Source organism: Devosia insulae DS-56, from assembly GCF_000970465.2.
Classification (GTDB): Bacteria; Pseudomonadota; Alphaproteobacteria; order Rhizobiales; family Devosiaceae; genus Devosia_A; species Devosia_A insulae.
Genome location: NZ_LAJE02000061.1, coordinates 1 through 20,852 on the forward strand (window position 1 = coordinate 1; position 20,852 = coordinate 20,852).

Genomic DNA, 20,852 nt, shown 5'->3' on the forward strand with positions numbered 1-20,852 from the left:
GTTGGTAACGGCGACGTTCTGCTCGCCACCACCGCCGACGCCGCTGCCCCCGAAGCCGATGAGCCCGCCGCCGGTGCCGCCGGCACCGCCGCCGCCACCGACGCTCTGGGCATAGATGCCGGCCGAGTTCTGGCCGATGGTGGTGATCGAACTGCCGCCGAGGGTCTCGACGGTGACGAGGCCGCCATTGCCGGCGCTCGAGGGACCGCCGCCGAACGAGAACACCCCATAGGCGCCGCCGCCATTTCCCGAGAAACCGCCGACGCTCTGCGCATAGATGCCGTAGGCGTTCCAGCCGCCTGTACTGATGATGCCGCCAGTGGTGACACTGACGGTGCCGCCCGAAGACGCGGCGGCGCCGTCGCCGCCGGCATCAACCAGGCTGCCGCTCGCCGGCCCGCCATGCCCGCCAGGGGCGCCGATGCTCTGGGCCCAGATCCCGGCGGAGCCGGTGCCCGCTGTGGTGATGTTGAGCACGTTGTTGATGGTGACATTTCCAGGCGAGCCACCGTTCTTGCCGTCGCCGGCGACACTGGTCACGCCGGCCACACCATCGGCCGCTCCGCCATTGCCGCCCGCGCCGCCTTTGCTCAGGCCGAGAATGCCATGCCGGTCGTTGCCGCCGGTGGTGATCAGCCCCGAACCCGTGGTGGTCACGGCGACGTTGTTGCCGTTGCCGCCGAGCCCGCCATGGCCACCGAAGGTGGGGACCAGGGGGACGCCGTCGGCCTCCGCGGCGCCGCCGTTCTGGCCCGCCGCACCGATGCTGCGCGCCTCGATGCCGATGCCATCGGCGGTCGACAGCACGAAGCTGGCTCCAGCGCCCTGTAGATTGATGGTAACGGCTCCCGACGAAGCGCCATTGCTGCCATTGGTCCCGTCGACAAACGACGCGCCGGGCGTCGCCGCCTGGGCCCGCAGGCTGTTGAGGGCAACACCGGCCTCGCCGGCGCCGCCAGCGGCGATGTTGCCGACGATGCCGTTGACGTTGAGCGTGCCGACCGGCGGCTCGGACTTGGCAATCGGACCCAGCACGCCGCTGCAGGTGACCACGGCTGCATCCGGACTGCATTGTGCCAGGGCCGTGCCGGGGAGGCCCGTAACCACCCACAACAGCATCGCCGCAGCGACCATCGCTGGCCGCAGCGACCACGTCCCCACTGACACTTCAGGAGCGGATGCACGATCCGTCCCAGCCCCTAGCGCTCGCATTGTGGCACCGGTCGTTACAGATTGGATGAGCCAATACGAGCAGGACGGGCCGACACATATCCAGTAAATTCCAACCCTACGTCTGAATGCAGGTCCTTGATTCTGTTCATATTGGATTCGAATGTTTGCGGATGTTGCAAACCGGCCGCAGTCAATAATCAACGAATTGTATGAAAGCGTACCGAAAATGGAGCAATGTCTTTCCAGTTGCTCACTGGCGCTCATTGTTTATTGCTGCAAGATTCGATCAATCTTCTCTGGCTGAGTCGCGATATATAGGCGATCGCAAACACTCTGGACCGGCCTGGGGGAATGAAGTACTAGTTCGACAATCTCAACACTCTGGTTCATCGACATGCAGCAACGCCCGCAGCCGATAAGATGCGCCACAATCCTGGGCACTGTTTTGTTGTCGATCTCCGGCGCATGGCCGGCCATCGCGCAAGAGCCGGCCGCCAGGCCTGAATCGCCGCCGCCGGCGCCCTGGGGGGCGCGCTGCGCCAGCGACGCCCGGGCCGGCGCCCTCGATTGCGTCGTCGAACAGCGTGTCGTGGTGAGCAATACCGGTCAGCTGCTGACCGCCGTCACGGTGCGCATCCCGCCCGATACTAAAGCGCCGGTGATGATGATCCAGACCCCGTTCGGCCTGCATCTGCCCGCCGGGCTGAAGGTTGCGGTCGACGGCACGGCGTTTGCGACCCTGCCATTGCAGACCTGCGACGGCGGCGGTTGCTACGCCGGTGACGCCGTCGGCTCCGAACTGCTGGCGGCGCTGAAACGGGGCGTCACGCTCACGATCACCTTTCAGGACGCGCAGCAGCGCGACATCGCCGTACCGGTTTCCCTCAACGGCTTCACCGCGGCATACGACAAGATCCAGTAGTCCCACGGGGCGACGCGCCAGTTAGGGACACTCATCGCGACGCGGCGCCAATCCGTGAGGTTGCCCTCGGGCATTTCCCCAAACTCGGTGTCATCCCCGCGAAAGCGGGGAACTCCGTTTGCGATCGTGCCGCAGGCCAAGAAAACAGAGGTTCCCGCTTTCGCGGGAATGACCCGGTGGATGGGGCACGCCCCCGACTTAGCGCATCTATGAGCGAAAGCTCGGACCCATCCATCCACTTGTGCCCGCGGATTGGGAAGACACGACCATAACCTAGCGCGTTCGGGGGCGAGCCCGGCGAACCATTAGCCCTCACTGTCAGGACCGAGTCGTGCCGCCGGCCGCCAGCCGCATCAGGTCGGTGTCGAAATTCACATCGGCGGCCGAGCGCTCGGCCGCGGCCGCGTTGCCGCCGAACTGGTGCTGGTAGCCATCCCAGGCGGCGTTGGTGATGGCGCGGCCGACCCCCGAGGCAACGAACTGGGTGAGCTCGATCGCGGCCCGCTCGATACGGGTGCCCAGCTCCGGCGCGCCCCAGTCTTCCGGCGCGGCAAAGATCGAGGTCGGCACCGGCACGGCCCGGAGGAAGGCAAAGAGCGGGCGCAACTGCTCGTCGGCAACCATGGCGTGGCGCGCCGTGCCGGCGGTCGCGGCGAGGATCACCGGCTTGGCGATCAGCAGGTCGTTGTCGACGAGGTCAATGAAGGATTTGAACAGCCCGCTCATCCCGGCCTTGTAGACCGGTGTCGCCGCGATGATCGCATCGGCGCCGGCCAGCGTGTCGATCGCTGCCTGCACTTTCTCGCCCGGAAAGCCGGCAACGATCGCCTTGGCGATATCGACCGCCAGCGGCGCCAGGTCGATGATGGCGAGCGAGGTGGTGAGCCCCGCCGCGGACAGCCGGTCGAGGCTCTGCTGGGCGATGCGGTCGGCCAAGAGGCGCGTCGACGATGGGTCGCTGACGCCGGCATTGATGACGACGAGGCGCGCCGGCTGGTCGGGGTTCTGGAACGGCTTGGTCATCTAGACCTCCGAGGGTGACGGCGAGGCGGCAAGCAGCCGCTCGCAGAGGCTTTGCAACTGGGTGAGCTCGGCGTCGCTGAGGCGACAGCTCATCGCCTCGGCAACGTGGCGGCCATGCTTGGCGCCAACCCGCTTCTGCAGGTGCACGCCGGCCTTCGACAGGCTGAGGATGCTGGCCCGCGCATCATCGGGGTCAGCGACGCGATCGATGAGGCCGCGCGCCTCGAGCCGCGCCACCGAGCGGGAGAGCCCGGCCTGGCTGAGCAGGATATCCTTGCCGAGCTCGGACATCCGCAAGCCGGTCTTCGCGGTCGACAGCGCGTACAGCACCCCATAGTCGGTGGGCACCAGGTCGCCCCAGGCGTCGCCGGCATGGAGTTCGGCGGCGATGGTCATCTGGGCGCGGAACAGCGCCTCCCAGGCGGCGTTGGCCAATCGGGCGTCGCTGGCCATGGCTCAACCCACCAGCGGCAGCTTGGCGGCGACGCCTAAATCGGTGTCCTGGTAGGGACGGGCGCCGGTGAGATTGTCGCCGCGATTGGGGTTGGGCGTCGGCTGCCGCGCCGGCGCATCGCCATACTTGGCGGTGACGAGGCTCTGGTGGGTCGGGGCAGGGGCGGCGCCCGGCGAACGCCGCGCAGCCATTTCCCTGCGCAGCACCGGCACCACTTCGGTGCCCAGCAGTTCGACCTGCTCCAGGGCCACTTCGAGCGGCAGGCCCATGGCGTCGACCACCCAGAGCTGGCGCTGGTAATCGCCAAACGCCTCACGGAAGCTCAGGGTCTTGTCGATGATCTCCTGCGGGCTGCCGACGCTGAGCGGGGTATTCTTCGCATACTCCTCGAGACCATAGCTCGAGCCGTAGATCGGGTTGCCCTCGAAGAACGGCCGGAAGCGCTCATAGGCATCCTGCGAATTCCTGGCGATGAAGGCGTGCCCGCCCAGCCCGACAATCGCCTGCTCCTTGCTGCCGTGGCCGTAGTGCTCGAAGCGCTCGCGGTAGAAGTTGACCAGCGGCAGGAAATGGAAGTTGGGCGCGAGGACATTGTTGGCGAAATAGCCATTGCCGTAATAGGCCGCCTGCTCGGCGATCTCAGGGGTGCGGATCGAGCCGTGCCAGACGAAGGGTGGCACGTCGTCGAGCGGCCGCGGGATGGCGGTAAAGCCCTGCAGCGGCTTTCTGAACTTGCCCTGCCAATCGACCACATCATCGCGCCACAACTTGTGCAACAGATTGTAGTTCTCCAGCGCCAGCGCCACGCCATTGCGGATGTCCTGGCCGAACCAGGGGTAGACCGGCACGGTATTGCCGCGCCCGAGCATCAGGTCGACCCGGCCCTTCGCCAGGTGCTGCAGCATGGCGTAATCCTCGGCGATCTTCACCGGGTCGTTGGTGGTGATCAGCGTCACCGAGGTACTGAGGATGATGCGCTCGGTCCGCGCCGCGATATGGGCGAGCAACGTCGTCGGCGACGACGAGAAGAACGGCGGGTTGTGGTGTTCGCCAATGGCGAAGACATCGAGCCCGACCTCGTCGGCCCGCTTGGCGATCTGCCCGATGGCATCGATCCGCTGCGCTTCGCTGGGGGTGGTGCCGGTGAGCGGGTTGCGGGTGACGTCGCTGACCGAGAAGATTCCGAACTGCATGACGTGCCTCCTGAGGCCGTTGTTGCAGGATATATATGCTTGCGCATGCATCTATCAAGTCCAAGCCAGGACTCTGTTGTGCCACGCTGCGGTTGCGGCGCTCCCAGGGTTGACCAGGTAACACCGGATCTGCGCTTTCCGCGTCGAGCGGCTCGCTGCGCCCGGTCGCTTCGTCAGCGCGCGTCCACCCCGCCTCCATTTACGGATCAGCCTCGATGAGCTAATTGCTGGCGGGTAATCGTCAGCAATCCCGCGAGCCCTTATGGCCAAGTTGACCAGCCTGAAGTCCGAGAAGCGCCTGCTGGATCGGCAGGCGGCCGATGGGATTCGCACCCATATTCTCGAGGGCATCCTCCCCGCCGGCGGACGCTTGCTCGAGACCCAGCTTTCCGAGGAGCTCGAGGTCAGCCGCGGCACCGTGCGCGCGGCGCTGGCGCAGCTGGCGCGCGAGGGGCTGGTACAGCAGGTAGCGTTCACCCGCTGGCAGGTGTCCGAGACCTCGCCGCGCGATGCCTGGGAGCTCTACACGCTGCGTGCCGCGCTCGAAGGGCTGGCGGCGCGGCTGGCGGCCGAGCATGGCGTCGCCGCCGACCACAAGCGGCTCAAATCCACCGTCGCCGAACTGACGCGCGCCGTGAAGGACAAGCGCTTCGACGACGTCACCGACATCGATTTCCGCCTGCACCAGGAGATCGTCGAGATCGCCAAGCACCGGCGGCTCGCCGAGCAGCACGGCTTTATCATGCAGCAGGTGCGCTTCCACATGGTGCATTCGGGCTTCTTCCCGACGGACTATGCGGCGCTCGTCGACGAGCATGCGGCGCTGATCGGCGCGGTGATCGAGCGCCAGCCCGATCTCGCCGAACAGCTGGCCAAGAGCCACAACGAGGCCGAAGTGAAGCTGTTGGCCGCGCACACCGAAGAGAACCCGCGCGCTGTAACCGCTTCCTGAGGCGCCAAGGTAGGAATTCCGGTTTGCCCTGATGCACGCTGCCTTAGCCTGCAATAGGGTGACGCTGGGTATCCTAACCTGGGCTCTGTAAGTCCCCCAAACTCGGTGTCATCCCCGCGAAAGCGGGGACCTCCGTTTGCGATCGTGCAAAGGCCAAGAAAACAGAGGTTCCCGCTTTCGCGGGAATGACCCGGTGGGTGGGGCACCGGTGGTGCGCTGAGCCGCCATGCTTCGCCTGATGGTGGTTTCGCTAGCTGCAGGGCGAAAATCCGGCTCGTCATCATTCTGCTGATTGCTGACAATCGACGATTAGTGTGATTGTCTCTGCGGCGAGGAGAGACGCTCATGGCTGGTCAGGTCGCTGCGGTGCTGCAGCTGAAACCCGGGGACGAGGTGGGGATCGCGCTGCGCGATCTCCATGCCGGCGAGGCGTTGGCGCCGTTTCCCGGCGTCGCCGCCACCGATATCCCTTTCGGGCACAAGGTGGCGCTGGTGGAACTCCGGCCGGGCGCCGCGGTGCACCGGTTCGGCCAGCCGATCGGTTCGGCGCGCCAGGCGATCGCCGCGGGCGCGCATGTGCATCTCCACAATCTCGGCTTCGAGACCTCGATGGCCGGCCATGCCATCGGCACTCGACTCTCCAACGCGCCGCTCAGGCAGCAGGCTGAGATCCCGAGTTTCGACGGCATCGTGCGCGCCGATGGCCGCGTCGCGACGCGCAACTATGTCGGTGTGCTCACCTCGGTGAACTGCTCGTCGCTGGTGGCGCGGATGATTGCCGATCATTTCCGCGATCCCGCGCGGCTCGCGCCCTATCCCGGCGTCGACGGGGTGGTGGCGCTGACCCATAAATCCGGCTGCAGCGTCGCCGACGGCTCGATGTCGATGTCGATGCTGCGGCGGACGCTCGGCGGCTATGCCCGGCACCCTAATTTCGCCGGCGTGCTGCTGGTGGGGCTCGGCTGTGAGGACAACCAGATCGACCAGTTGATCGACGAACAACAGCTCGAACTCGGCGACGAGCTCAACAAGCTGGTGATGCAGGAAACCGGCGGCACCCGCACCTCGATCGGCCGCGGCATCGAACTGGTCGAAGCGATGCTGGAGCGCGCTGCCCTGGCGAAACGTCAACCGGTGCCGGTGAGCGAGATCGTCGTCGGCTTGCAGTGCGGCGGCTCGGACAGCTTTTCCGGCATTTCCGCAAACCCGGCGCTCGGCGCCGCGGTCGACCGGCTGGTGGCTTCGGGCGGCACCGCGATCCTCGCCGAAACGCCGGAAATCTATGGCGCCGAGAACCTGCTGCTCGAACGCGCTGTGACCAAGGACGTGGGCGAGAAGCTGCTCGGCCTCCTCGACTGGTGGGAGGAGTACACCCGCAACGAGCCGCAGGGGTTCGACAACAACCCTTCGCCCGGCAACAAGGCGGGCGGGCTCACCACCATTCTCGAAAAGTCGCTCGGCGCGGTGGCAAAGGGTGGCACCACCAACCTCACCGATGTCATCGGCTACGCCCAGCCGCTGACCACCAAGGGCCTGGTGTTCATGGATTCACCGGGGTTCGACCCGATGTCGGCAACCGGGCAGGTGGCGAGCGGCGCCAACCTCATCGCCTTCACCACCGGCCGCGGCTCGTGCTTCGGCTGCCGGCCGTCGCCCTCGATCAAGCTCGCCACCAACACCGCGATGTTCCGGCGCATGGAAGAGGACATGGATATCAATTGCGGCGCCATCCTCGATGACGAAGCCTCGATCGACGAGATGGGCGAGCTGGTGTTCGGCGAAATGATCGCCACCGCGTCGGGCAAGCCGACCAAGAGCGAGTTGCTGGGTTATGGCGAAGACGAGTTCGCCCCCTGGCACGTGAATGCGTGGCTTTAGGAGTTTCGCGCATGGCCTGCACAACCCACGGTGTCATCCCCGCGAAAGCGGGGACCTCCGTTTGCCATGGTGCAGCAGGCCAAGAAAACAGAGGTTCCCGCTTTCGCGGGAGTGACCCGGTGCATGCGGCCACGGCCGGGCTCACCGTCGACACCCGACTGTAGGAGACACCAAATGCCGATGATCAAGGTTGAGCTGCTCAAGGGGCGAAGCATCGAACAGAAGCGCGAGTTCGCCGAGATCGTGACCCGCGAGACCGCCCGCATCCTCAAATGCCGGCCGGAGGTCGTCGACATCGTCTTTCACGATATCGAACCGCATGACTGGGCCAATGGCGGCAAACTCAATGCCGACAAGTAGCCGATGACCCACAGCGCCCGCCTCAGCGTCGATATCGGCGGCACCTTTACCGACCTCGTCTTGTTGCGCAGCGATGGCGCCAGCTTTTCGGCCAAGGTGAGTTCCACCCCCGAGGCGCCGGAAGATGCGCTGGTCACCGGCATGCTCGAGGTGCTGGCGGCAGCAGAGCTTCGTGCCGACGCGCTTACCGAGGTGCTGCACGGCACCACGGTTGGCTCCAACACGCTCTTACAGAAGCTGGGCGCCCGCTGCGGGTTGATCACCACCCGCGGCTTTCGCGACGTGCTGGAGATCGGCCGGTTGCGCACCCCCGGCATGTTCGACCTCACCTGGGATAAGCCAGAGCCGCTGGTGGCGCGCCGCTACCGGCTCGAAGCCACCGAGCGGGTGCGGGCTGATGGCACGGTGCTGGCGCCGCTGCTGCTCGACGACGTGCTGGCGGCGGGCCGGTTCTTCGCCGCCGAAGGCATCGAGTCGGTCGCCATCTGTTTTCTCAACTCCTACACGAACCCGGCGCATGAGCGGCAGGCGGCGACCGCTTTCACCGCTGCCTTCCCCGGCATCGCGGTGACCGCTTCCGTCGATGTGCTGCCCGAAGCCGGCGAGTATGAGCGGACCTCGACCACGGCGGTGAATGCCTATGTGCTGCCGCCGCTCCGCGGTTACCTCACCCGGCTGGAGCAAAAGCTCCGCGCCCATGGAGTGACGGCGCCGCTGTTGATCGGCAACTCCAATGGCGGGCTCTCGTCGGCCAGCGTGGCGCAGCAGAAGCCGGTGTTCTTCATCTCCTCCGGCCGCTCCTCCGGTGCGGTCGGCGCGCAGCGGCTCGGCGCCGCCACCGACGAGGCCAACCTCGTTGCCTTCGACATGGGCGGCACCACCGCTTCCGCGGCGCTGATCCATCGCGGCGTGCTGGCGCGGACGCACGAATATGAGTTCCGCGCCGGCATGTCGGTGCCGTCGCGCTTCATCAAGGCCGGCGGTTACATGATGCGGGTGCCCACCGTCGATGTCGCGGAAGTCGGCAACGGCGCCGGCTCCATTGCCGCCATCGATCCGGCGGGGCTGCTGACCGTCGGGCCGCGCTCCGCCGGGGCGGCGCCGGGGCCGGTATGCTACGGCCGCGGCGGCACGCAACCGACCGTCACCGATGCCAATGTGGTGCTCGGCCTGCTGCCGCCGCGCCTCGCCGGTGGCAGCCTGTCGCTCGATGTCCTCGCGGCCCGCGCCGCCATCGATCGCCAGCTGGCGCAGCCGCTCGGGCTCAGCATCGAAGCGGCGGCCTGTGGCATCCGCGAGATCGCCAATGCCAACATGGTGCGTGCCATCCGGGCGGTGACGGTGGAGCGCGGGCTCGACCCGCGCGACCTGACGCTCCTCGCCTTCGGCGGCTCCGGCCCGGTGCATGCGGCGGACCTGGCACGAACGCTCGGCATTACCCGCGTGCTGTTCCCGCCTTCGCCCGGTGTGTTCACCGCCATGGGCATGCTGGCCGGCACCGTGGAGCATCACGAATTGCGGGCGCTCGCCGGCCGGCTCGACCGCGTCGATGCCGGCGAGGTGGCGGCGCTCTCGGCCGAGATGCAGCGCGCTGCGGTCGCGCAGCTCACAGCCCAGGGCTATGACGCCGCCTCCATCACCTGCAGCTTTGAGATCGACCTCAGGCTCGACGGCCAGGACGCGGCTCTGTCGATCCCGTTCGACCGGTTCGATGCGGCGGCGCTCAGGCCCGCCTTCATCGCCGCCTATCGCGACAGCTATGGCTACACCCCTACCGATGCGGTCGAGGTCGTGGCGCTGCGGCTCCACGCCCGTGCGCAGAACTCCGAGCCGCTGGATTTCCGCGCCCTCAAACCCACCGCCTCCGGCGATGGTGCTGCTGGCGCCGCCCGGCGCGAAGTGCATTTCGGCCGGAGCGGATCACAGCTGACGCCGGTGCTGCGGCGCGAGGCGGTCACCGGCCCGATCGATGGGCCTGTCATCATCGAGGGCCCCGATACCACCATCGTCATTCCTCCCGGCGCGCGGGTTGCCCCCAATGCCACCGGCAGCCTCGTCGCCACGCTGGAGCCGGCCCGATGAACGCCTTCGACCCCATCACCTTCGCCGTCATCAAATCGGGGCTTGATACCATCGTCGACGACATGGCCTATGCGGTGATGCGCACCGCCCGCTCGCCGATCGTCCGCGACGTGCTCGATTACTCGGTGACCATCTGCGACGCCGAGGGACGCATCCTCAGCCAGGCCAAGACCGTGGCGCTGCATCTGGGCGCGGTACCCGATGCGATCGAGGTGGTGCGCAGCCGTTTCGCAGGCGACCTGTTCCCCGGCGACGTGATCGTCCTCAACGATCCCTATGACGGCGGCATGCATCTGCCTGATATTTTCATGTTCAAGCCGATCTTTGCGGGGGAACGGCTGCTCGGCTTCTCGGTGGTGATCGCGCACCATTGCGATGTCGGCGGCCGGGTGCCGGGCTCGAACGCCTCGGATTCGACCGAGATCTTCCAGGAAGGGCTGCGCATCGCCCCGATGAAGCTCTATGAGCGCGGGCAGCCCAACCGCACGCTCCTGACCATCATCGAAAAGAACGTGCGGCTGCCCGAGCTGGTGCTGGGCGATCTCGATGCGCAATATGCCACCTGCAATATCGGCGAGCGCGAAATGCTGCGGCTCTTCGCCCGGCATGGCGACGAGCTCACGCGCTATTTCGACCGGCTGATCGACTATGGCGAGGAGCTGACGCGCAAGGCTATCGCCAGCTGGCCGGATGGCGACTACCGCTTCACTGACTATATCGATGGCGATGGCTTCTCGCCGGCGCCGATCCCCATCGTCTGCTGCATCACCGTGAAGGGCGACCATCTCTGGGTGGATTTCACCGGCTCATCGCCGCAGGTGAAAGGCGCCATCAACGCGACGCTGAGCTTCGTCAAATCCTCAACCTATCTCACCATCCGCTGCGCCCTCGATCACGACGTACCCAACAATGCCGGGGTCTATCGCTGCATCACGGTGACGGCGCCCGAGGGTTCGATCCTCAACCCGCATATGCCGGCGCCGGTCGCGGCGCGGGCGCTCACCGGCTATCGTGTCGTCGATACGGTGATGGGGGCGCTGGCGCAGATCGCGCCGAAAAAGCTGATGGCGGCCGGCGAGGGCGGCAATACCGTGGTGGCGATCGGCGGCTATCACGGCGAGCCGCAAAAACCCTTCGTCTTCGTCGATATGATCAATGGCGCCTGGGGCGGCCGGGCCGACAAGGATGGGGTCGAAGGCATCACCAACCCCAGCCAGAACATGTCGAACCTGCCCATCGAAACCATCGAGGCGCGCTATCCGCTGCTGATGGAGGAATATGCGCTGCGGCCCGATTCCGGCGGCGCCGGCGAGTTTCGCGGTGGGCTCGGGCTGGTGCGGCAATATCGACTCTTGGCCCAGAGCGCCGTGCTGCAGCTGCGCGCCGACCGCCACGAGCATCCGCCCTATGGCCTGTTCGGCGGCGGTCCGGCCGCTTCGTCGCGCAACCTGATCGATCGCGGTGCCGGCTTCGAGGTGCTGCCGGCCAAGGTGACGCTGGAGATCGGCAAGGACACGGTGATCCGCCACGAGCAGGCCGGCGGTGGCGGCTGGGGCGATCCGCAGCGGCGCGATCGTGCCGCGATCGAAGCCGACATCGCCAATGGCAAGGTAACGCCGGAAGCGGCGGCAAAGGATTATGGGGGCAAGCGATGAGCAAACTCGTGGTGGTCACCGGCGGCGCCAGCGGCATCGGCGAGGCGACGGCACGGCGCTTTGCGGCCGGCGGCTGGGCGGTGGAGATCGCCGACCGCAACGCCGAACGCGGCGCGGCCATCGCTGCGGAACTGGGCGCCACCTATACCGGGCTGGATGTCGCTGATGACGACGCAGTGGCGGCCTATGCCGCCGACGTGCTGGCGCGCCGCGGCGCGGTCGATGCGGTGGTCAATTCGGCCGGTGTGCTGCAGAACGCCGTGCGCGTGCTCGAGATGGATATGGCGGAATATGATCGCATCCACGCCATCAACGTCCGCGGCACCCTGGTGGTCAACCGGGCCTTCGGCACTGCGATGGCGGCGCGCGGCGCCGGCGTGCTGATCAACATGGGCTCGCTCACCACCTACCGCCCGTCCGGCCAGCCGGCCTATGCCATGGGCAAAACCTCGATCAGGATGCTCACCGAAATCCTTGCTGCCGAGCTGGGTCCGAGTGGCGTGCGGGTCAACGCCGTGGCCCCCGGCTATGTGCTGACCCCGGCCATGCAGGCCCGCATCGACTCGGGCCAGCGCGATCCGAAACTGATCATCGAAAAAGCCGCCCTCCGCCGTTTCGTGCAGCCGGCCGATGTCGGCGAGGCGATCTGGTTCCTCTGCTCCGACGCCGCCTCGGCGATCACCGGCGTGACCCTGCCGATCGACGCTGGCTGGCTGGCGACCAGCGCGTACACGGCCTATGCGGCGGTGCCGGAGTAGGGGCTCAAACTGCCGGCAGACGGCCCCCTCCCATCCTCCCCCATGAAGGGGGAGGCCCCGCCAGCGTGCTTGGCACGATCGAAAGACAGAGCCTCAACTCTTCACCTCCCCCTTTAAGGGGGAGGCCGGGAGGGGGCCGTCTCTCTCAGTCAGGCCTCACGCGAAGTTCACGTAAATCGTCTTCTTCTGGAAATACGCATCCAGCCCATAACGGCCGTCCTCGCCGCCGATGCCGGAATCGCGGATGCCGGCGTGGTGGGCCTGGACCACGTCGCCGCCCTGCTTGTTGACGTAGATCTCGCCGAATTTCAGCTCGCGGATCAGCCGCATCATGCGGCGCATGTCCTTGGTGAACACATAGGCGGATAAGCCATAGCGGCTCTCGTTGGCCAGCCGCAGGCCTTCGTCGAAATCGGTGACGGTCATGACAGGAACCACCGGGCCGAACACTTCGTCCTGCATGATCTGCATGGAGTTGTCGTTCACCTTCAGCACTGTCGGATCGTACCAGTGGCCGCGCGCGAACTCGCCCTCGGTCAGCCGGCGTCCGCCGGTCAGCACTTCGGCGCCGGCGGCCTTGGCCGCCTCCACCATGCGATCGACCTTGTCCAGTTCGGGGCGGGAGAATTTCGGCCCGATATCGACCAGCGTCGTGGGGTCACCGACCTTCAGCTGTCTGACCGCGCTGGTGAAGCGCTCGAGGAATTCGTCGGCGATTTTTTCATGCACATACATGCGCTCGTTGCAGATGCAGACCTGGCCGCAATTCTCGAAGCGCGACAACACCGCGGCGCGTACCGCGGCGCCGATATCGGCATCCTCGGCGATGATGAATGGCGCCTTGCCGCCGAGTTCGAGCCGCAGGATCTTGAGGTCGTCGGCGGCATTGCGGAAGATGTCCTTGCCGGCCCGCACCGAGCCGGTGAGGGTGATCAGCCGGCTCAGCGGGTGGGTGACCAGCGCCCGGCCGACCCCTTCGCCGGTACCGCTGACCATGTTGATGACCCCTGCGGGAAAGCCGACCTGGTCGGCGAGCTGGGCGATCTCCAGCGCCGTGGTGGGCGTGCCCTCATGCGACTTCACCACCACGGTGTTGCCGGCGATCAGCGCCGGGCCGATCTTCCGGCACATCAGCGCCGCCGGGTAGTTCCAGGCGGTGAGCGCAATCACCACGCCATGCGCCACCTTCTGGATCCAGATCTGCTCGTCCGGATTGTCGGAGGGGATGATGTCGCCGGTGATGCGCCGGGCTTCCTCGGCGGCGTAGCTCAAATAAAGCGCGGCGCTCTCGATCTCGCCGCGCGCCTCCTGCAGGGGCTTGCCCTGTTCGGCGATCACCATGCGGGCCAGCCGCTCGCGGTTTTCGAGGACGACGCGGGCGAGGTCCTTCAGCAACTGGCCGCGCGACGCCGGCGGCAGCGCTTCCCAGGCCGGCTGGGCCTGGTAGGCGGCGGTGACGGCGCGGTCGGCATCGTCGGCATTGCCGCGCGGTACCGAGGCGATGACCTGGCCGGTGGCCGGGTTTTCCACCTCGATCCATTCCTTGAGCGTCGAGTCCACCCACTGCCCACCGATGAAGTTGCGGTAGCGGTCGGTGCCTTTGACGAGATCTTTCATGCCGGGCATGGCGGGGTCCTCAGGTGGTCAACGCATAAAATTGCCCTGGACTTTGTAGCCCGCCATTTCGGGCAGCCAGAGCGTGATTTGGGGCACATAAACGAGCACGAAGAGCAACCCGATCAAGACGATCAGGAATGGCCACAGCTCTTTGGTGATATCGGCAACCTTGATGCCGGAGACCCCGGCAATCAGGAACACCAGCTCGCCCATCGGCGGGGTGACGAGCCCGATCATCAGGTTCACCACCGAGACGACGCCGAAATGCACCGGGTCGATGCCGAGCGCGATCACCGTCGGCATCAGGATCGGGATGATGATCAGCAGCATCAGCAGGGTATCGAGGAAGGCGCCGAGGATCAGGAACAGCACCGTCACCACGAACATGAACAGCACCGGGCTGAGTTCGAGGCTGATCATCCACTGGCCCATCGCCTCGGGGATCTGCTCGGCCGCCACCACCCAATTCATCACCAGCGCCCCGGCAATGGTGATGGCGACGATGGCGGTGGCTTTCGATGAATCAACGAGCACCCGATAGAAGGCTTTGAGGCTCAGTGAGCGGTAGAGGAAGGCGGCGAGCAGCAGGGCGCAGAACGCCGCCACGGCAGCGGCCTCGGTGGGGGTGACGGCGCCCGAATAGATGCCGCCGAGCAGGATCACCGGCAGGAACAGTACCGGGATGGCGTGAAACACCGTGCGCGCCGCCTCGCGGAGCTTGGGGGCCGGCTCGACCGGAAAATCCTTATAGCGCGCCATCACCGTGACGATCGCCGATTGCGCCCCGGCCAGCAGCAGCCCGGGAATGACCCCGCCCATGAACAGGTAGCCGATCGAGGTGTTGGCGACGACGCCGTAGAGCACCATCGGGATCGAGGGCGGGATGATCGGCCCGATGATCGCCGAGGTGGAGCTCAGCGCCGCGGCAAAGCCTGGGCTATAGCCGGCCTTCACCATGGCATCGACCTCGAGCTTACCGGGGCCGGCGGCGTCGGCCAGCGCCGAGCCGCTCATCCCCGAAAAGATCACCGAGGCGAGAATGTTCACATGCGCCAGCCCGCCCTTGAAGCGGCCGACCAGCATGTTGGCGACGCCATACATCCGCTCGGTCAGGCCGCCGGCATTCATGATCTCGGCGGCGAAGATGAACAGCGGCACCGAGAGCAGCACGAAGCTGCCATAGAGGCCGTTGAGGCTTTGCGTCGCGACCAGCGCGATATCCTGCTGGGTCAGCAACAGGTAGACGATGCCGCTCGCCAGCATGGCATGCCCGATCGGCATGCCGAGGAACGACCACAGGAAGAACAGGACGAACATCGCCCAGGCGGAAAAGCTCATGTCTCAGCCATGCTCAAAGCGATTTATGCCACTCGGCGCTCAATAGCCGCCGGATCCGGACCGCCGCGCCGACCACCACCGCGATGAGGAAGATGGCGAAGCACGAATAAACCAGGTCCATCCGCACATGCAGCAGCATGGTGCTGCGCTTGCCGAGGAACAGAATGTAGTCGAAGACGCCCGGCAGGGCCGCGAGGAAGGCGAGCCCGAGGCAGGCGGTGTTGAAGATGGCAAGCCAGCGCCGCGGCCCCGGCTTGAACCAGTTGTAGATCACGTCGAAGACGATCTGCTGCCGCTCCGGCACCAGGATCCCGCAGCTCCAGAACACCACCCAGACATAGGCGATGGCGCAGAGCTCCAACGTCCAGGCCACCGGCGCGTTGAAGATGTAACGCGAGGCGACCTGGACGATGAAGGCGAAGAACATGACGGCAAAGCTCACTGCCGCCACGCCTTCAGCCACCTGCGTCCACAGGTTGCGGAGTTGCGCGAGCACGTATCAGGCGCCGGCGGCGTTGATGCGGTCGAGCAGGCCGGCCGGCCAGGTCTTGGCGAAGTCGCTCTCGAGGAACTTCTTCTGCACCTGGTCGCGGAACGAGGCGACATCGGGGGTGACCACCGTCAGGCCCTGGCCTTCGAGGAACTTCACCGCATCGGCCTCAGCGGCCAGCACGGCGTCGTCGTTGAAGGCCTTGGCCGCGGCTTCGGCGGCTTCGATGGCCTTCTTCTCGGCGTCGCTGAGGCCGTCCCAATAGGGCTTGGCCACGGCAAAGAAGGTGTTGGAGACCATGTGGTCGGTCAGCACCACCTCTTTGGTCACCTCGTAGAACTTGTTGGCGATCACGTCGGCCAGCGGGTTCTCGAAGCCATCGATGGTGCCGGTCTGCAGCGCCAGGTAGATTTCCTCGAAGGCCAGCGGCGTGGCGGCGCCACCGAGCGCGTTGCCGAGGAATTGCCAGGTTTCGGAGCCCGGCATGCGAAGCTTCAGGCCGGCGAGATCGGCCGGGGTCTTCACCTCGCGCGGCTTCACCAGCACCAGCTGGCGCGAGCCCAGATACTGGCTGCGGACGATCTCGAGCCCGAGATCGGCGCCCACCTTGGCCTTGTATTCGGCCCCGACTTCGCCGTCATAGACGGCGTCCAGATGCTTGGCGTCGCGCATCAAATAGCCATTGGTGAAGATCGAATATTCGGGGATCAGCGCCGCCACATCCTGCGGCGAGATCATCGCCACTTCGAGATTGCCGCGCTGCATCGCCTCGATCTCGGTGCCCTGCGCGAACAGCGTGCCGTTATAGTGGATCTGCACGTCGAAGCCGCCGGGCAGCGCCTTTTCGAGTTCGTCCTTGAACACCACCAGCGCCTTGGACTGGATCTCGTTCTCGGCGCCCGGGGTGGAAATGCGGAGCGCCTTGCCCTGAGCCAATGCCGGCCCGGCCAAGGCGATGGAAACGACGAGAAGTGCGGCGCCCGATATCAGCGTGCGGCGCCCGAATTTCGGAACGTTGAACGTCATGATTGTTCTCCCTGCTCGAGCCGCACGCCTAAGCGCCCTCTGCGGCTCCTTTCGCAGTTTCGATGCTTCAACAGGGCGGGGGATGCGTCAAGCACAATGTTGACAATCGGCAATTAATCTTGATGATGACGAGCATCCTGAAGCTGGCCATTCGAGCCGCGAAATGCAGTTATCTCAAGAGGTTAGAGTGGATGGTCTGCCCAAGACCCGGTGCCTTGCGGTCGCCATCGCGACCCCTCTGACCAGGGATTTTCACCCCGATTTGCCGCGTCTGGTCGCCCGCATGGAGGCGCTGCTGGCAGCGGGCTGCGACGGCATCACGCTGTTCGGCACCACCGGCGAAGGCGCCGAGTTCTCCCTCGAGGACCGCACGAAAACGCTCGAGGCGGTGATTGCCGCCGGCATTCCCGCCGGCCGGCTGGTGGTCTCGATCGGCGCGCTGTCGCTCCCCGATGTGGTGGCGCTGGCCAGCCATGCCACGCGGCAGGGGGTGCACGGCGTGCTGCTGATGCCGCCCTGCGTTTATCGCGGCGGCATCACCGAAGACGCGACGTTCCGCTATTTCGCTGCGGTGATCGACCGGGTAGCGCTCTCCGCGCTGCGGCTCTACCTCTACCACTTCCCCGATATCTGCGGCGTGCCGATCACCCCGCAGGTGGTGCGCCGGCTCGACGAGCGCTATCCGGGGATGATCGCCGGGGTGAAGGATTCCGGCGGCGACCTCGATTTCACCATGGACCTGTTGCGCCGCTTCTCGCACCTGTCGATCTTCACCGGCAGCGAGATTCACCTGCCCGAACTGATCGCAGCGGGCGCGCGGGGCACCATTTGCGGCCTCGCCAATGTCATGCCGCGGCTGATGCGCGCCATGATGGACGAGGCGACCGCCTTCGATCGCCGGGCCCTGCTGCCGCTGATCTTTGCCGGCGACGCCATCCTGTCGCGGCGGCCGTTCATTCCGTCGGCCAAGGCGGTGGTTGCCGATTGGCTCGACGATGCCGAGTGGCGCCGGGTGATCCCGCCAATGCCGGATATCGCCATGCTCGAACGCCAGCACATCGTCGCCGATTTCCGCGCCTGGGATGCCGGCCTGCCCGAGCCGTGGCGCAGCATCGCCGCGGTGCCGACGACCACCAATGTCGTAGACCTCAAGCGCGCCTGACAGGAGTAAACGATTGGCCCACTCGCTCGACGGCAAGCCGCAACTTGCCACCGCTGCCGTGCCGCGCAGCAACGCGCCGGATCTGCACGGTCCGGCCGTGCGCGAAGCGCGGGTCGATCTCGCCGCCTGCTTCCGCATGGCGGCGCGGCTCGGGATGCACGAGGGGATCTGCAACCACTTCTCGGCGGTGGTGCCGGGCCATGACGAACTGTTCCTCGTCAACCCCTACGGCCGCGCCTTTGCCGAAGTAACGGCCTCATCGCTGCTGATCTGCGACTATCTGGGCAACGTCATTGACGGTGATGGTGTACCCGAGGCGACGGCCTTCTACATCCATGCCCAGGTGCACCGGCGGCTGCCGCGCGCCCGCGCCGCGTTCCACACTCACATGCCCTACGCCACGGCCTTGTCGATGACCGAAGGCGACCCGCTGATCTTCGCCGGCCAGACGGCGCTGAAATTTTACGGCCGCACCGCAATCGACCGCGACTATAACGGCCTGGCGCTCGACGAGCGCGAAGGCGAACGCATCGCCGCCGCCATCGGTGACGCCGATATCGTGTTCATGAAGCACCATGGCGTCATGGTCTGCGGCAAAACCATCGCCGAGGCCTGGGACGATCTCTATTACCTCGAGCGGGCCTGCGAGGTGCAACTGCTCGCCATGTCCACCGGCCGCGAGATCAAGCCGGTAGCACCGGAAGTCGCCGAGGCGGCAGCACGGCAGATGCGCGAAGGCGACGCTGAGTCGGGGCGCCTGCACCTTGAGAGCGTCAAGCGGCAGCTGGATAGTAGCGAGCCGGGGTATCGGCACTGAGGACTGGGTGTCGCTCCTCGCTGACGCTCGGATCGCGCATCGCCAGCGATGCGGTACCCCTCATCCGCCCTTCGGGCACCTTCTCCCTCAAGGGGAGAAGGACTCCCGACTGAGATGCCTGAGGTGATCGCCTTCTCCCCTTGAGGGAGAAGGTGGCCGAAGGCCGGATGAGGGGTATGCGACACAACGTGTCGCCGATCCGAGCGGAGCGAGGAGCGACTACCCCGCCGGATGCAACATCCGCCCCGCATCCTCGATATGCTTCCGCAGCAACCCAACCGCCTTCGCCACATCGCGCTTTCGGCACGCATCGAGGATCAGCTTGTGCTCGCGATGCGCGTCGGCGCGGCCATTGGTGGCCATGACCTGCATGCGGATATAGCGGCCGATGGTTTCGTGGGTGCGGCGCAGCAGCTTCTGCATGCCCGGCCGGCCGGCCGGGGCGTAGAGCACCTCGTGCAGCCGCCAGTTGGCGTCGCCCCAGCCGTCGAGGCTGATATCGGCCATCTCCGAGATGATGGAGGTGGCCTTGTTGAGGTCGGCTTCGGTCATTTCGGGGATGGCGAGCGCGATGAGGTGCGGCTCGACCAATAGCCGCAGCTCGAACAGTTCGGCGATCTCGGCGCGCGAGATCGGCGAGACCTGAGCGCCCTTCTGCGGCGTCAGCACCACCAGCCCCTCGGCCTCGAGCTGGCCGAGCGCCTCGCGCACCGGGCTGCGGCTGACGCCGAGTTCCGCGGCGATCTGCTCCTGCTGCAGCTTCACCCCTTGCGGATAGTGGCCGGCGAGAATGCGGCGGCGCAACTCCTGCGCCACCTGGATGCTGATAGTCGTCTTGTCGAGCAGGCCCGTCGGCATGTCCCGTCTCTCCAACTGGCCCGAAGGGCATAACTCGCTGTTACAGAGCCTTGCCCCGCCTTGCAACGCCGAAATGAGGAATGTATACATTCGACATACGGCGGACCACGGGGTCGGCCTTCCCAAGGCAAGTTGAGGCGAGAGATGACCTGGAGCGGCGTGTTCCCTGCGGCCACCACCAAGATGACGGCGAGCGGCGAGCTCGACCTGGCAGCCATGCAACTGAGCATCGAGCGGCTGATGAAGGGCGGCGTCAGCGGCGTCATCGTCTTGCCGATGCTGGGTGAGAACGCCGCGCTGACCCAAGCCGAAAAGGACAAAGTGGTGCGAGCGGCGAAGGAGGCGGTGGCCGGCAAGGTGCCGCTGCTCTCGGGCCTCGCCGAGCTCTCTACCGCCGACGCCATCGCTGCGGCGAAGAACTACCGCAAGCTCGGCGCCGAAGGGCTGATGGTGTTCCCCAGCCTCGCCTACCGCACCGACCGGCGCGAGACCATCGCCTGGTACAAAGCAGTGGCCACCGGCGGGTTGCCGATCATGATCTATAACAACCCCATCGCCTATAAGGTCGATGTCGACGTACCGACGCTCGAGGGCCTGGCCGAGGTGCCGGAGATCGTTGCGGTGAAGGAAGAGACCGGCGATATCCGCCGCGTCACCGACCTCTACAATGCCTTCGGCGACCGCTTCGATATCTTCTGCGGCGTCGACGACCTGATCCTCGAAAGCCTGGCGCTCGGCGTCGTCGGCTGGGTCTCGGGCATGACCAATGCCTGGCCGAGCGAATGCGTAAAACTGTTCAACGCGGCGCGGGCCGGCAACTTCAAGGCAGCGCTGCCGCTCTACCGCCTGATGACCCCGGCCTTCCACCTCGATACCGACGTCAAGCTGGTGCAGTACATCAAGTTCGCCGAGCACCTGGTCTACGGCGCCCCCGAACACATCCGCCCACCCCGCCTGCCGCTGGAAGGCGAGGAACGGGCGAGGGTCGAGGCGGTGATCTTGAAGACCATCGCGGATTTGAAGCGGGTTTAGGCACGAGGCACCGGCCTCTCCGTGATCCTCCCCCGCGTCGCGGGGGAGGATCACGGAGAGGC

General features: G+C 66.1%; 18 protein-coding genes and 1 pseudogene. 10 read left to right on the top strand and 9 right to left on the bottom strand.

Translation table 11 applies throughout. The annotated features are described in order from the left end of the window. A pseudogene (locus tag VW23_RS03325) lies at positions 1 to 1,053 on the bottom strand (hypothetical protein); the annotation flags it as partial. 514 nt (positions 1,054 to 1,567) lie between these two features. Here VW23_RS03325 and VW23_RS03330 point away from each other — a divergent pair. Further along, positions 1,568 to 2,095, top strand: coding sequence for an invasion associated locus B family protein (locus VW23_RS03330; RefSeq protein WP_084645472.1), 528 nt, complete (start codon positions 1,568 to 1,570; stop codon positions 2,093 to 2,095). Between the two features lie 318 nt (positions 2,096 to 2,413). Here VW23_RS03330 and VW23_RS03335 read toward each other — a convergent pair whose 3' ends face one another. Genes VW23_RS03335 through VW23_RS03345 form a run of 3 tightly spaced genes read right to left on the bottom strand, consistent with a single transcriptional unit; the run spans position 2,414 to position 4,765 of the window. Then, complete coding sequence (locus tag VW23_RS03335) at positions 2,414 to 3,118, bottom strand: CE1759 family FMN reductase (RefSeq protein WP_069908175.1); 705 nt, start codon at positions 3,116 to 3,118, stop codon at positions 2,414 to 2,416. Further along, positions 3,119 to 3,571 (bottom strand): MarR family winged helix-turn-helix transcriptional regulator, encoded by a 453-nt coding sequence (locus VW23_RS03340; protein ID WP_069908176.1) that lies wholly within the window; start codon positions 3,569 to 3,571, stop codon positions 3,119 to 3,121. 3 nt (positions 3,572 to 3,574) lie between these two features. Continuing rightward, positions 3,575 to 4,765, bottom strand: coding sequence for a CE1758 family FMN-dependent luciferase-like monooxygenase (locus tag VW23_RS03345; protein ID WP_069908177.1), 1,191 nt, complete (start codon positions 4,763 to 4,765; stop codon positions 3,575 to 3,577). 262 nt (positions 4,766 to 5,027) lie between these two features. Here VW23_RS03345 and VW23_RS03350 point away from each other — a divergent pair, with 262 nt between their 5' ends. The 6 genes from VW23_RS03350 to VW23_RS03375 all read left to right on the top strand — a co-directional run bounded on the left by VW23_RS03350 (position 5,028) and on the right by VW23_RS03375 (position 12,450). Continuing rightward, on the top strand, positions 5,028 to 5,717 hold the full coding sequence (locus VW23_RS03350; RefSeq protein ID WP_069908178.1) for a GntR family transcriptional regulator: 690 nt from the start codon (positions 5,028 to 5,030) through the stop codon (positions 5,715 to 5,717). 345 nt (positions 5,718 to 6,062) lie between these two features. Next, positions 6,063 to 7,595: a UxaA family hydrolase gene (locus VW23_RS03355; protein WP_069908179.1), complete on the top strand. Its 1,533-nt coding sequence runs from the start codon at positions 6,063 to 6,065 to the stop codon at positions 7,593 to 7,595. 174 nt (positions 7,596 to 7,769) lie between these two features. Next, entirely contained in the window at positions 7,770 to 7,955 is a 186-nt protein-coding gene (locus VW23_RS03360) for a 4-oxalocrotonate tautomerase (protein WP_069908180.1), read from the top strand. Positions 7,956 to 7,958: 3 nt separating this feature from the next. Then, entirely contained in the window at positions 7,959 to 10,037 is a 2,079-nt protein-coding gene (locus VW23_RS03365; RefSeq protein ID WP_069908181.1) for a hydantoinase/oxoprolinase family protein, read from the top strand. After that, positions 10,034 to 11,692 (top strand): hydantoinase B/oxoprolinase family protein, encoded by a 1,659-nt coding sequence (locus VW23_RS03370; RefSeq protein ID WP_069908182.1) that lies wholly within the window; start codon positions 10,034 to 10,036, stop codon positions 11,690 to 11,692. The genes VW23_RS03365 and VW23_RS03370 overlap by 4 nt, the downstream gene beginning before the upstream one ends. Continuing rightward, complete coding sequence (locus VW23_RS03375; protein WP_069908183.1) at positions 11,689 to 12,450, top strand: SDR family NAD(P)-dependent oxidoreductase; 762 nt, start codon at positions 11,689 to 11,691, stop codon at positions 12,448 to 12,450. Before VW23_RS03370 ends, VW23_RS03375 begins: the two co-directional genes overlap by 4 nt. Before the next feature lie 156 nt (positions 12,451 to 12,606). Here the strand turns inward: VW23_RS03375 and aldA are convergent, their stop codons facing one another. From aldA to dctP, 4 genes are read right to left on the bottom strand one after another with little or no spacing between them, the layout of a single operon-like run. Further along, positions 12,607 to 14,076: an aldehyde dehydrogenase gene (aldA, locus tag VW23_RS03380; RefSeq protein WP_201788005.1), complete on the bottom strand. Its 1,470-nt coding sequence runs from the start codon at positions 14,074 to 14,076 to the stop codon at positions 12,607 to 12,609. 18 nt (positions 14,077 to 14,094) lie between these two features. Beyond that, the gene (locus VW23_RS03385) at positions 14,095 to 15,405 is read right to left on the bottom strand and encodes a TRAP transporter large permease (protein ID WP_069908184.1); all 1,311 of its coding nucleotides are present in this window, start codon (positions 15,403 to 15,405) and stop codon (positions 14,095 to 14,097) included. A 13-nt stretch (positions 15,406 to 15,418) separates the two neighbouring features. After that, positions 15,419 to 15,901 (bottom strand): TRAP transporter small permease, encoded by a 483-nt coding sequence (locus VW23_RS03390; RefSeq protein ID WP_084645474.1) that lies wholly within the window; start codon positions 15,899 to 15,901, stop codon positions 15,419 to 15,421. 3 nt (positions 15,902 to 15,904) lie between these two features. Next, positions 15,905 to 16,921 carry a TRAP transporter substrate-binding protein DctP gene (gene dctP / locus VW23_RS03395; protein ID WP_069908185.1) on the bottom strand — a complete coding sequence of 339 codons (1,017 nt, stop codon included), beginning with the start codon at positions 16,919 to 16,921 and terminating at the stop codon, positions 15,905 to 15,907. Between the two features lie 187 nt (positions 16,922 to 17,108). Here dctP and VW23_RS03400 point away from each other — a divergent pair, with 187 nt between their 5' ends. Both VW23_RS03400 and VW23_RS03405 read left to right on the top strand, forming a co-directional pair. After that, positions 17,109 to 18,083: a dihydrodipicolinate synthase family protein gene (locus tag VW23_RS03400; RefSeq protein ID WP_176730317.1), complete on the top strand. Its 975-nt coding sequence runs from the start codon at positions 17,109 to 17,111 to the stop codon at positions 18,081 to 18,083. A 13-nt stretch (positions 18,084 to 18,096) separates the two neighbouring features. Next, positions 18,097 to 18,900, top strand: a complete 804-nt coding sequence (locus VW23_RS03405; protein ID WP_069908187.1) for an aldolase — start codon at positions 18,097 to 18,099, stop codon at positions 18,898 to 18,900. 219 nt (positions 18,901 to 19,119) lie between these two features. Here VW23_RS03405 and VW23_RS03410 read toward each other — a convergent pair whose 3' ends face one another. Then, positions 19,120 to 19,758: a GntR family transcriptional regulator gene (locus tag VW23_RS03410; RefSeq protein ID WP_069908188.1), complete on the bottom strand. Its 639-nt coding sequence runs from the start codon at positions 19,756 to 19,758 to the stop codon at positions 19,120 to 19,122. Between the two features lie 144 nt (positions 19,759 to 19,902). On the opposite strand from VW23_RS03410, the gene VW23_RS03415 reads away from it, so the two are divergent. Then, a complete protein-coding gene (locus tag VW23_RS03415) occupies positions 19,903 to 20,790 on the top strand; it encodes a dihydrodipicolinate synthase family protein (protein WP_069908189.1) in 888 nt (295 codons plus the stop codon). Positions 20,791 to 20,852 lie beyond the last annotated feature (62 nt).

Coding starts and splice junctions, on each gene's coding strand:
- VW23_RS03385 (WP_069908184.1), bottom strand. CDS start 15,405: ATGAGCTTTTCCGCCTGGGCGATGTTCGTCCTGTTCTTCCTGTGGTCG.
- aldA (WP_201788005.1), bottom strand. CDS start 14,076: ATGCCCGGCATGAAAGATCTCGTCAAAGGCACCGACCGCTACCGCAAC.
- VW23_RS03355 (WP_069908179.1), top strand. CDS start 6,063: ATGGCTGGTCAGGTCGCTGCGGTGCTGCAGCTGAAACCCGGGGACGAG.
- VW23_RS03335 (WP_069908175.1), bottom strand. CDS start 3,118: ATGACCAAGCCGTTCCAGAACCCCGACCAGCCGGCGCGCCTCGTCGTC.
- VW23_RS03410 (WP_069908188.1), bottom strand. CDS start 19,758: ATGCCGACGGGCCTGCTCGACAAGACGACTATCAGCATCCAGGTGGCG.
- VW23_RS03340 (WP_069908176.1), bottom strand. CDS start 3,571: ATGGCCAGCGACGCCCGATTGGCCAACGCCGCCTGGGAGGCGCTGTTC.
- VW23_RS03370 (WP_069908182.1), top strand. CDS start 10,034: ATGAACGCCTTCGACCCCATCACCTTCGCCGTCATCAAATCGGGGCTT.
- VW23_RS03330 (WP_084645472.1), top strand. CDS start 1,568: ATGCAGCAACGCCCGCAGCCGATAAGATGCGCCACAATCCTGGGCACT.
- VW23_RS03345 (WP_069908177.1), bottom strand. CDS start 4,765: ATGCAGTTCGGAATCTTCTCGGTCAGCGACGTCACCCGCAACCCGCTC.
- VW23_RS03375 (WP_069908183.1), top strand. CDS start 11,689: ATGAGCAAACTCGTGGTGGTCACCGGCGGCGCCAGCGGCATCGGCGAG.
- VW23_RS03415 (WP_069908189.1), top strand. CDS start 19,903: ATGACCTGGAGCGGCGTGTTCCCTGCGGCCACCACCAAGATGACGGCG.
- VW23_RS03360 (WP_069908180.1), top strand. CDS start 7,770: ATGCCGATGATCAAGGTTGAGCTGCTCAAGGGGCGAAGCATCGAACAG.
- VW23_RS03365 (WP_069908181.1), top strand. CDS start 7,959: ATGACCCACAGCGCCCGCCTCAGCGTCGATATCGGCGGCACCTTTACC.
- dctP (WP_069908185.1), bottom strand. CDS start 16,921: ATGACGTTCAACGTTCCGAAATTCGGGCGCCGCACGCTGATATCGGGC.
- VW23_RS03350 (WP_069908178.1), top strand. CDS start 5,028: ATGGCCAAGTTGACCAGCCTGAAGTCCGAGAAGCGCCTGCTGGATCGG.